Origin of the sequence: Acidovorax sp. CCYZU-2555 (assembly GCF_018413525.1) — a bacterium.
Lineage (GTDB): Bacteria > Pseudomonadota > Gammaproteobacteria > Burkholderiales > Burkholderiaceae_C > Comamonas.
On the sequence record NZ_JAHCDD010000043.1, the window covers coordinates 39,952 to 49,768 of the forward strand.

Sequence of the window (9,817 nt, forward strand, 5' to 3'; positions counted from 1 at the left end):
TTTGCCGCATTGCAATGTCCCAGACCTTGATGTCGATCAAGTCTTGCGCAGCCAGGGCCTGCGACAATTTGATGCATGTCAGCCAGCAGCCGTGACTTTCATGCGCTGCAGGCTGCGGCGTTCCATGCGATAAAGAGGGCCGCCCCGGTCTTCTGTCTTGCATCGCCCACCCCGAGGTCCCATTTCCATGAATCTACAAGCGATCAAAGCCTCCTGTTCCACCTGCAATCTGCGGGAACTGTGCCTGCCCATCGGCTTGAACGAAGAGCAGATGGAACGCATAGACACCATCGTCGCCGTGCGCCGCAAGGTCAAGCGCGGCGCCTTGCTGTTCCACAACGGTGAGGCGTTCTCGTCGCTCTACGCGATCCGTACCGGATTCTTCAAGACCAGCGTGGCGACCGAAGACGGGCGCGATCAGGTGACGGGCTTCCAGATGGCCGGCGAAATCATAGGCCTCGACGGCATCGTCAACGACCACCACACCTGCGATGCGGTCGCGCTCGAAGACGCCGAAGTGTGCGTGATGCCTTTCGACAAGCTCGAGGAGCTGTCGCGCGAAGTCACGGTGCTGCAAAACCATGTGCACAAGGTGATGAGCCGTGAAATCGTGCGCGAGCATGGCGTGATGCTGCTGCTGGGCAGCATGCGCGCCGAAGAGCGCCTCGCGGCCTTTGTGCTGAACCTGGTGCAGCGGCTGCACACGCGCGGTTTCTCGGCGTCGGAGCTGGTGCTGCGCATGACGCGCGAGGAAATCGGCAGCTACCTGGGTCTGAAGCTGGAGACGGTAAGCCGCACGTTCTCGAAGTTTGTCGAAGAAGGCATCGTCGAAGTCAAGCAGCGCCATATCCGCATTCTCGACACCGACGCGCTCAAGCGCATCGTCAACAACCAGCACGGCTGCGAGTAAGCGCGCAGTGAGGCGCGCGGCGTTCAGTCCAGTGCGGGCGCCGGGTCGCGCAGCGCAGTCGCGTCCTTCTCCCAGCCGTTGATCTCGGCCGGCCCCATGCCCAGCAGACAGGTCAAGGCGCTCGCGCCGCTGATGACCAGCCAGAACACAAAGAACGACAGCGTATAGAACGCCTGGCGGCTCCAGGCCGGCGCCGCGCCGTTCCACTGGATTTCACTCGGATCGACGAACGCGAAGACCAGCATTTCCATCGCACAGGCGGCGAGGAAGGCGGGCCAGAGAATCCACATCAAGCGTTTTGCCCACATCAGGAACTCCTTTCGCAGCAAGGAATTCATTCTGCAGGCAAAGGCGCGCGCGGGCGCTGCGGAAAACCCGCGGGCCGCGGTCAGCGGTCGGTGGGCGCGTGTTCGGCCGGCGTGGCCGCGTGGTTGCGGCCGGTCAGCGCGGGCGCCAGGCGCAGGTCGGGCTTCTCGGACAGCGTCTGGTTGATCTCTATGCCGTGGCGGTAGTAGTCGGGGTCGATCACCGGGTCTGGATTGGTGGCGGCAATCCAGAACGTGACCAGGCCCGCGACCACGACCACGGCCGGGCCGCCGATCACCATCCAGACAAAACCGAATTTCCACCAGGGCCGGGGATCGTGTGCGGGAGCATTGGCAGGATTTTTCGACATGGTGCGGCTTTCAAGGTTGCGGTCCGGGCGCCGGCGCTGCGCGGGCGCCCGGACGAAAAAAAGGGCGGCAGCGCCGCCCTGGTCGGCGCTATCAGCGCGCGGTGGCAGGCTTGTGCGAGAGGCTCCAGACGTAGGAAGTCAGCACGCCGATCTGTCCTTCGGTCAGCTTGTCCTTCTGCGCCGGCATCTGGTTCTGCTTGCCGTTGTTGATGATGTCGATGATCGCGGCTTCACCCCAGCCGTGCAACCACACGTCGTCGGTCAGGTTGGGCGCGCCCATGGCCTGATTGCCCTTGCCGTCCATGCCGTGGCAGGCCGCGCAGGCGGTGAAATGCGATTTGCCCAGCGAAGCGCGCAGCGAATCGCTGGGGCTGCCCGACAGGCTCAGCACATAGTGCGCCAGATTGCGCACGTCTTCGGGCGAGCCCACGGCGGCGGCCATCGGCGGCATGATGCCGAAACGGCCTTCGGTGATGGTGGTCTTGATCGTTTCGGGATCGCCGCCATACAGCCAGTCGCCGTCGGTCAGGTTGGGGAAGCTCTTGCCGCCGCCTGCGTCCGAGCCGTGGCATTGCGCGCAGTTGTTCATGAACAAACGCTCGCCAATGGCCATGGCCTGCGGATCCTCGGCACGCTGCTCGGGCGTCATCGTCGCGAAGCGCGCATACAGCGGCTCGATCTGCGCCTTGGCCTTGGCCATTTCGGCCTCGTAGGCGCCGACCTGCGACCAGCCCAGCTTGCCCGACATCGATCCCAGGCCCGGATAGGCCGCGAGATAGACGATGCCGAAGATCACGGTGATGACGAACAGCCACACCCACCAGCGTGGCAAGGGGTTGTTCAACTCGCGCAGGTCACCGTCCCAGACATGGCCGGTGGTGTTGTCCGCGGAGGACACGACTTTCTTGCGCGCCGTGAAAAGCAGCAGCAGCGCGCAGAAAAGAATGCCGCCCAGGGTCAGCACGATCACGAAGATCGACCAGAAATTGTTTACGAAATCGCTCATGGGTTGTTCTCGTTATGCAGACAGGACACTTCAGTCCTGTTCAAAGGGCAACTGCGCTGCCTCATCGAAGCGGGCCTTGTTGCGGCGGGCGTAAGCCCACCACCAGATGCCCACAAAGAAGGCAAAAGACGCCAGCGTGACCACGATGCGCATGGTGGTGATGATGTCCATGGTGCTTTCCTCTTACTTCAGTGCCGTGCCAAGAACCTGCAGGTAGGCGATGACGGCTTCCATTTCCGTCTTGCCCTTGACCTCGTCGGTAGACGCCTTGATCTCGTCGTCCGTATAGGGCACGCCCACGCGGCGCAGCGCCGTCATGTGCGCGGCCACCGAGCCATGGTCCGCAGCGGTCTTTGACAGCCATGGATAGGCGGGCATGTTCGACTCGGGCACCACGTCGCGCGGGTTGTTCAAGTGGATGCGATGCCATTCATCGCTGTACTTGCCGCCCACGCGGTGCAGGTCGGGACCGGTGCGCTTGGAACCCCATTGGAACGGGTGGTCGTAGACGAACTCGCCGGCCACCGAGTAGTGGCCATAGCGCAGCGTTTCGGCGTAGAAGGGGCGGATCATCTGCGAGTGGCAGTTGTAGCAACCTTCGCGCAGATAGATGTCGCGACCCACCAGTTGCACCGCGGTGTAGGGCTTGACGCCCTGCACGGCTTCGGTGGTCGACTTTTGATAGAACAGAGGCACGATTTCGGCCAGGCCGCCGATGGCGATCGTCACCAGCGTCAGCACGATCAGCCAGAAATTGCTGGTTTCCACCTTTTCGTGGGTGAATCCGCTCGATTTTTTGTTTTGATCAGACATGTGAGGCTCCTAGAACTCAGGCGTGGGCCTGGTTCACTGCGGGAATGGCGACCTTGACGGAGCGGCCGTTGATGGCCGTCATCCAGGTGTTCCAGGCCATGACCAGCATGCCGCCCAGGTACAGCAGACCGCCGACCACGCGGATCACGTAGAACGGATAGGTCGCCTTGACGCTTTCGACGAAGGTGTAGGTCAGCGTGCCGTCGGGGTTGACCGCACGCCACATCAGGCCCTGCATCACGCCGGCAATCCACATCGCGGCGATGTACAGCACGATGCCTATGGTCGCCATCCAGAAGTGCAGCTCGATCGCGGGCACCGAGTACATCTTGTCCTTACCGAACAGACGTGGGATCAGGTAGTACAGCGAACCCATGGTGATCAGACCCACCCAGCCAAGCGCACCGGAATGCACATGACCAATGGTCCAGTCGGTGTAATGCGACAGCGCGTTGACGGTCTTGATGGCCATCATCGGGCCTTCGAACGTCGACATGCCGTAGAACGACAGCGCCACGATCAGGAAGCGCAGGATGGGGTCGTCACGCAGCTTGTGCCAGGCGCCCGACAGCGTCATCACGCCGTTGATCATGCCGCCCCAGCTCGGCGCCAGCAGGATGATGGAGAACACCATGCCCACGGATTGCGTCCAGTCGGGCAGCGCCGTGTAGTGCAGGTGGTGCGGGCCGGCCCACATATAGGTGAAGATCAGCGCCCAGAAGTGGACGATCGACAGGCGATAGCTGTAGACCGGACGACCGGCCTGCTTGGGGATGAAGTAATACATCATGCCCAGGAAGCCCGCGGTCAGCAGGAAGCCGACGGCGTTATGGCCGTACCACCACTGGATCATCGCGTCCTGCACGCCGGCATAGGCCGAGTAGCTCTTCATCCAGCCCGCGGGGCTGGAGATGTTGTTGAAGATGTGCAGCAGTGCGATGGCGATGATGTAGGCGCCGAAGAACCAGTTCGCCACATAGATGTGCTTGACCTTGCGGATGCCGATGGTGCCGAAGAACACGATGGCGTAGCTGACCCAGGTGACCAGGATCAGCAGATCGATGGGCCATTCGAGTTCAGCGTATTCCTTGCCCTGGGTGTAGCCCATGGGCAGGCTGATCACGGCGCCTACGATGACCAGCTGCCAGCACCAGAAGGTCAGGCTCGCGAGCTTGGGCATGAACAGCCCGGTCTGGCAGGTGCGCTGCACCACGTAGTAGCTGGTGGCGAACAGCGCGCTGCCGCCGAACGCGAAGATCACCGCATTGGTGTGCAGCGGCCGCAGGCGGCCGAAGCTCAACCATGGCACGCCAAAGTTGAGTTCGGGCCAGGCCAGCTGGGCGGCGACGAGCACGCCGACGGCCATGCCGATCACCCCCCAGACCACCGCCATGATTGAAAACTGTCTTACGACTTTATCGTCGTAATGCACAGCACTGTTTTTTAGAGCTTCCATCGCGCACCTCTTGTATTGCTTGCAAAGTGTTTATCCACCGGACTTCTGGTGTATTGATACATGTCAATCGTTTCTCAGAATCCGCTCCCCCTCTTGTTCCACACTCTCGAACTGACCCCTGTAGACCGCCCACCACAGGGCGGCCACGATGGCCAGAACCAGGACTACTGATAACGGGATCAGCAAGTAAAGAATTTCCATCAAATCGCTCCTGACAGCGCCGCGGCGGGCGGCTGGGCGACCGGGCCGGCAGCCAGGCCATCGACATGGGCCAGCGGCAGCGCGCGCGCCAGGCGCGCGGCATTGAGCACCACCAGCAGCGAGCTCAGCGCCATGCCCAGGCCCGCGAGCCAGGCGGGCATCCAGCCGACGACGGCCAGCGGCACCGAAACGGCGTTGTACGCAGCGGCCCAGCACAGGTTCTGGCGCACGATGCGCAAGGTGCGCCGGCCCAGCAGCAGCGTCTGGGCGACCAGTTCCAGACGGTCGCCGAGCACCACGAAATCGGAGCGCGATCGGGCCAGCGCAACGGCGCGGCCAAACGCAAAGGAAACATGGGCGCCGGCGAGCACCGGGCCGTCGTTGAGGCCGTCGCCGACCATGGCCACCTGACGGCCGGCGGCCTGTTCGGCCTGCAGGCGCGCGAGCTTGTCCTGGGGCGTGCAGTCGCCCACGGCGACATCGATGCCCGTCTGCGCCGCGATGCGCTGCACGGCGGCGTCGCGGTCGCCCGACAGCAGCAGCACGCGAATGCCCGCGGCGCGCAGCTGCGCGACCACGGCCGGCGCTTCGGCGCGCAGGTCTTCGCTCAGGCCGAAACGCAGTAGTTCGCGCGCCTGGCCCTGGCTGTCTTCTTCGGTGAGCACCACCTGCTGCAGCGGCGATGCGCCCTGCTCCGCCGCGCCCGTGTGGCGCAGCGAGCCCAGGCGCAAATGGCGCAGCAGGTCGGGCTGCAGGCTGTCGTGCACGGCGGCGATCAGGCCGAAGCCCGCGCGTTCCTGCACCTGCACGATCTGCCAGCGCGCGGCCAGCGCCTGCGCCGCGCCATCGTTGTCGGCGGCGCGCGCCACGGCGCGCGAAGCGGGGTGAACAGACTGGCGCGCGAGCAGGCCGGCCAGCGCCAGGGCTTCATCCGCAGCCACGCCCGCGCCCGGCTGCAGGCTGCGCACGGCCATGCCGTCGCGCGTGAGCGTGCCGGTCTTGTCGAACACCAGCGTATCGACCGCGGCCAGCGCTTCGAGGCCTTGCAGATTGCGCACCAGCACGCCGCTGCGCGCCAGCGTGCCGGCGGCCGTGAGCATGGCCACGGGCGTGGCCAGCGACAGCGCGCAGGGGCAGGTCACGATCAGCACCGCCACGGCGACCATCATCGCGTGGCTGGGATCGGTGGGCCACCACCAGGCCGCGGCCAGGCCTGCGGCCACGAGCACGGCGATCAGGAACGGACGCGCGATGCGGTCGGCAAGCTGCGCCAGTCGAGGCTTTTGCAGCGATGCGCTTTCCATCAGCGCGACGATCTGCGCGAACTGCGTGCCCTCGCCCGCGGCCAGCACGCGCACCTGCACCACGGCGTCGAGGTTGTAGCTGCCGGCCGCGACCGCATCGCCCACATGGCGCAGCACGGGCGTCGATTCGCCCGTCAGCAGGGCTTCGTCGGCATGGGTGCTGCCGTCGACGATTTCACCGTCGGCGGGAAAGGCTTCACCGGGCAGCACGCGCACCGTGTCGCCGGCCTGCAGACGGCGCGTGGCGACGCGCTCCCAGCTGCCGCCTGCCGTGCGCCGTTCCACGCTGTCGGGCAGGCGGTTCATCACGGCTTCGAGCGCGCCGGCCGTGCGGTCGCGCAGGCGCATCTCCAGCAGCCGCCCCGACAGCAGGAAGAAGACGAACATCGTCAGCGAATCGAAGAACACTTCGCGGCCGAACGGGCCCGAAGGATCGAAGGTGCCGATGGAACTCACGACAAAAGTGATCAGCATGCCCAGGGCCACGGGCAGGTCCATGCTCACGCGGCGCGCGCGGATGTCGCGCAGCGCATTCGAGAAGAACGGCCCGCAGGCAAACAGCACGACGGGCAGCGACAGCACCCACGAAGCCCAGCGTAGTAGGGTTTCCATCTCTTGCGTGAGATCGCCGGGTTTGGAAGAATACGCGGGCCAGGCGTACATCATGACTTGCATCATGCACAGACCGGCCACGAGCCAGCGCCACAGTTCCCTGCGGCTTTCGCGCTTGCGAATCTCGCGCGCAAAGGCGTCGCGTGCCGGAAAGGCCTGGTAGCCCGCGCGCTCGACCGCAGCCATCCACTGGGATGGCAGTACTTGAGAAGGGTTCCAGACCACGCGTGCACGCTGCGTCGCGGCACTCACTTCGGCGCGTTCCACACCCGGGACGCCGCGCAGCGCATCCTCGATGGTCAGCGCGCAGGCGGCACAATGCATGCCGTGCAAAACCACATGGGAATCCCATGTGAGGGAAGCATCTGGTGGGGGTTCGGATTCGTGGGTGGCAGTCGGCCCGACGGGCCTCCCAAATGCACTCCACTCCTGTGGGTCGTCCAGCAGCGAAGCGCTTGCCTCGGTGGACAGGGGGCCGAAATCGAGCGCTACCGTCTCCGTCGCTGCGGACGGTTCGGGATTCTTGTAAGACATGGCGCAAGCGTAACTGGGGCGAATCATACGCGTATTGATCTTCATCAATTGCGAAAAGCCAGATAAGCTTAGGCTGCGATCCATCCATGTTTCAACCAAGGAGGCCGTATGTACCAACGCATTCTCATCGCCACCGATGGCTCACCACTGTCCGACCAGGCCATTGAAAGTGGGCTCTCACTCGCGGCGCTGTGCAAGGCCAGCGTCGTGGTCGTCAAAGTCGTGCCGCTCTACTCGCGCAGCTATCTCGAAGGTGGTGACTACACCAGCATCGACGACGTGAAGCGCATCGAGGACCAATGGGTGCACAGCGCGCAACAGTTGCTCAACGGAATAATCGCCACCGGAGAAGCCCGCGGAGTACCCGTGAAAACCAGTGTAATCAAGTCGGACTTGGTCGCCGAGACGCTGATCGACGTCGCCAGGGAGCAAGGCGCCGACCTGATCGTCATGGCCTCGCACGGCCGCAAGGGCCTCAAGCGCCTGCTGCTGGGCAGCGAAACCCAGCATGTGCTGACGCACTCCACCGTGCCGGTACTGGTACTGCGCTAAGCCGCCCACCTGAGCGGCCTGGCGCCGCTCAGGATGTGAACAGCTGTTGATATTGGGCACGCAGCAGATTCTTCTGCACCTTGCCCATGGTGTTGCGCGGCAGCTCGTCGACCACGAAGCAGCGCTTGGGAATCTTGAAGTTGGCGAGCTGCCCCTTCAATGCATCGACCAGCGGCTGGGCCTGCAACGCGGCGCCCGTCTTGGCCACGACCACGGCCACGCCGACTTCACCGAAGTCCGGGTGCGGCACGCCCACCAGCGCGCTTTCGGCCACGCCCGGCAGATCATTGATGAAGCTTTCGACTTCGGCGGGGTAGACGTTGTAGCCGCCCGAAATGATCAGATCCTTGCTGCGCCCGACGATGCTCACATAGCCGCGCGCATCGATGCGGCCCACGTCGCCGGTCTTGAACCAGCCGTCGGCCGTGAACTCCTCGGCCGTCTTCTCGGGCATGCGCCAGTAGCCGGGAAACACATTGGGCCCGCGCACCTGGATATTGCCGATCTCGTCGACGGCCGCGGCCTCGCCTGCGTCGGTCAGCACGCGCACGCCCACGCCCGGCAGCGCAAAGCCCACGGTGCCGGGGCGGCGCTCCGACTGCCCGCCCTGGGCGGCGTCGGCGCTCCAGGGGTTGGAGGTCAGCATGATGGTCTCGCTCATGCCGTAGCGCTCGAGAATGGTATGGCCCGTGCGCTGCTGCCAGGCCGCATGGGTTTCGGTCAGCATGGGAGCCGAGCCCGAGACGAACAGGCGCATGTGCGCCGTGGCCGCGGGCGTGAGGCGCGCGTCGGCGAGCATGCGCACATAGAGCGTGGGAACGCCCATGAACACTGTCGCGTCGCGCATGCGCGCGATCACGGCCGCCGGGTCGAACTTCGCGAACCACAGCATCTTGCTGCCGTTGAGCAGCGCGCCATGGATGGCGACGAACAGGCCGTGCACGTGGAAGATGGGCAGAGCGTGGATCAGCACGTCATCGGGCTGCCAGCCCCAGTATTCCTTGAGCACGCGCGCATTCGACAGCATGTTGCCGTGCGTGAGCATCGCGCCCTTGCTGCGGCCCGTGGTGCCGCTGGTGTACAGAATCGCCGCGAGGTCGTCAGCGCCGCTGGCCACCGGCACATGGTGATCGCTGTGGTGGGCCGCGCGCTCGAGCAGGCTGCCGCTGCGGTCGTCGCCCAGCGTGAACACCGACTGCGTGCCGGCCTGGAACGCGATCTTGGACACCCAGCCGAAGTTGCCCGGCGAGCAGACCACGACCGCGGGCTCGGCGTTGGCGATGAAGTATTCGATCTCGGCGCTCTGGTAGGCGGTGTTGAGCGGCAGGAACACATGGCCGGCGCGCAGCGTCGCGAGGTACAGGATCAGCGCTTCCACCGATTTCTCGACCTGCACGGCAATGCGGCTGCGCGCCGGCAGGTGCATCGATTCGAGCAGATTGGCCATGCGCGCGCTCGCCTGGTCGAGGTCGCGCCAGGTGTAGAACAGGCTGTGGCCGTCGGCGCCTATGGCCTCGACGGCCGTGGCATCGAGGTCCGAAGGAAAGGCCGCGCGCAGCGCGCCAAACAGGTTGTCGTCAGAAAGCATGGAAATCTCGAAAAAGTTCGTGGATATTCAAAACGCAGGGGTCCGCTTTTCCAGGAAGGCGGCTATGCCTTCGCGGTGTTCGGCCCCATCGGCATACGCATACACATCATCGCCGGACTGGCCCTGCACGCCCTGCCCCGCCAGCGCCTGCGCGGCGGCCAGGGG

General features: G+C 64.7%; 11 protein-coding genes and 1 pseudogene. 2 read left to right on the top strand and 10 right to left on the bottom strand.

The window, feature by feature from the left end:
• Positions 1-187: 187 nt before the first annotated feature.
• Positions 188-910 (top strand): fumarate/nitrate reduction transcriptional regulator Fnr, encoded by a 723-nt coding sequence (fnr, locus tag KHY18_RS15855; RefSeq protein ID WP_213301785.1) that lies wholly within the window; start codon positions 188-190, stop codon positions 908-910.
• Positions 911-933: 23 nt separating this feature from the next.
• Here fnr and KHY18_RS15860 read toward each other — a convergent pair whose 3' ends face one another.
• The 8 genes from KHY18_RS15860 to KHY18_RS15895 all read right to left on the bottom strand — a co-directional run bounded on the left by KHY18_RS15860 (position 934) and on the right by KHY18_RS15895 (position 7,512).
• Complete coding sequence (locus tag KHY18_RS15860) at positions 934-1,218, bottom strand: hypothetical protein (protein ID WP_213301788.1); 285 nt, start codon at positions 1,216-1,218, stop codon at positions 934-936.
• An 80-nt stretch (positions 1,219-1,298) separates the two neighbouring features.
• Entirely contained in the window at positions 1,299-1,586 is a 288-nt protein-coding gene (locus tag KHY18_RS15865; RefSeq protein ID WP_213301791.1) for a FixH family protein, read from the bottom strand.
• Between the two features lie 91 nt (positions 1,587-1,677).
• Positions 1,678-2,592, bottom strand: a complete 915-nt coding sequence (gene ccoP, locus KHY18_RS15870; protein WP_213301793.1) for a cytochrome-c oxidase, cbb3-type subunit III — start codon at positions 2,590-2,592, stop codon at positions 1,678-1,680.
• 30 nt (positions 2,593-2,622) lie between these two features.
• Positions 2,623-2,763, bottom strand: a complete 141-nt coding sequence (locus KHY18_RS15875) for a cbb3-type cytochrome oxidase subunit 3 (protein WP_159916705.1) — start codon at positions 2,761-2,763, stop codon at positions 2,623-2,625.
• 12 nt (positions 2,764-2,775) lie between these two features.
• Positions 2,776-3,405 carry a cytochrome-c oxidase, cbb3-type subunit II gene (ccoO, locus tag KHY18_RS15880; RefSeq protein ID WP_213301795.1) on the bottom strand — a complete coding sequence of 210 codons (630 nt, stop codon included), beginning with the start codon at positions 3,403-3,405 and terminating at the stop codon, positions 2,776-2,778.
• A gap of 16 nt (positions 3,406-3,421) precedes the next feature.
• On the bottom strand, positions 3,422-4,861 hold the full coding sequence (gene ccoN / locus KHY18_RS15885; protein WP_213301798.1) for a cytochrome-c oxidase, cbb3-type subunit I: 1,440 nt from the start codon (positions 4,859-4,861) through the stop codon (positions 3,422-3,424).
• Between the two features lie 63 nt (positions 4,862-4,924).
• Complete coding sequence (gene ccoS / locus KHY18_RS15890) at positions 4,925-5,062, bottom strand: cbb3-type cytochrome oxidase assembly protein CcoS (RefSeq protein ID WP_159916696.1); 138 nt, start codon at positions 5,060-5,062, stop codon at positions 4,925-4,927.
• Positions 5,062-7,512, bottom strand: coding sequence for a heavy metal translocating P-type ATPase (locus tag KHY18_RS15895; RefSeq protein WP_213301800.1), 2,451 nt, complete (start codon positions 7,510-7,512; stop codon positions 5,062-5,064). The genes ccoS and KHY18_RS15895 overlap by 1 nt, the downstream gene beginning before the upstream one ends.
• A 108-nt stretch (positions 7,513-7,620) precedes the next feature.
• Between KHY18_RS15895 and KHY18_RS15900 the strand changes: the two genes are divergently transcribed.
• The gene (locus tag KHY18_RS15900; RefSeq protein WP_213301802.1) at positions 7,621-8,064 is read left to right on the top strand and encodes a universal stress protein; all 444 of its coding nucleotides are present in this window, start codon (positions 7,621-7,623) and stop codon (positions 8,062-8,064) included.
• 28 nt (positions 8,065-8,092) lie between these two features.
• Here KHY18_RS15900 and KHY18_RS15905 read toward each other — a convergent pair whose 3' ends face one another.
• Both KHY18_RS15905 and KHY18_RS27120 read right to left on the bottom strand, forming a co-directional pair.
• Complete coding sequence (locus KHY18_RS15905) at positions 8,093-9,652, bottom strand: malonate--CoA ligase (protein WP_213301804.1); 1,560 nt, start codon at positions 9,650-9,652, stop codon at positions 8,093-8,095.
• A 27-nt stretch (positions 9,653-9,679) separates the two neighbouring features.
• Positions 9,680-9,817, bottom strand: a pseudogene (locus KHY18_RS27120) (enoyl-CoA hydratase/isomerase family protein); the annotation flags it as partial.

What these genes read in the sequence shown, in the direction of transcription:
- KHY18_RS15905 (WP_213301804.1), bottom strand. Translation starts at nt 9,652, where the DNA reads ATGCTTTCTGACGACAACCTGTTTGGCGCGCTGCGCGCGGCCTTTCCT.
- ccoO (WP_213301795.1), bottom strand. Translation starts at nt 3,405, where the DNA reads ATGTCTGATCAAAACAAAAAATCGAGCGGATTCACCCACGAAAAGGTG.
- KHY18_RS15895 (WP_213301800.1), bottom strand. Translation starts at nt 7,512, where the DNA reads ATGTCTTACAAGAATCCCGAACCGTCCGCAGCGACGGAGACGGTAGCG.
- KHY18_RS15860 (WP_213301788.1), bottom strand. Translation starts at nt 1,218, where the DNA reads ATGTGGGCAAAACGCTTGATGTGGATTCTCTGGCCCGCCTTCCTCGCC.
- ccoS (WP_159916696.1), bottom strand. Translation starts at nt 5,062, where the DNA reads ATGGAAATTCTTTACTTGCTGATCCCGTTATCAGTAGTCCTGGTTCTG.
- fnr (WP_213301785.1), top strand. Translation starts at nt 188, where the DNA reads ATGAATCTACAAGCGATCAAAGCCTCCTGTTCCACCTGCAATCTGCGG.
- ccoN (WP_213301798.1), bottom strand. Translation starts at nt 4,861, where the DNA reads ATGGAAGCTCTAAAAAACAGTGCTGTGCATTACGACGATAAAGTCGTA.
- KHY18_RS15875 (WP_159916705.1), bottom strand. Translation starts at nt 2,763, where the DNA reads ATGGACATCATCACCACCATGCGCATCGTGGTCACGCTGGCGTCTTTT.
- KHY18_RS15900 (WP_213301802.1), top strand. Translation starts at nt 7,621, where the DNA reads ATGTACCAACGCATTCTCATCGCCACCGATGGCTCACCACTGTCCGAC.
- ccoP (WP_213301793.1), bottom strand. Translation starts at nt 2,592, where the DNA reads ATGAGCGATTTCGTAAACAATTTCTGGTCGATCTTCGTGATCGTGCTG.
- KHY18_RS15865 (WP_213301791.1), bottom strand. Translation starts at nt 1,586, where the DNA reads ATGTCGAAAAATCCTGCCAATGCTCCCGCACACGATCCCCGGCCCTGG.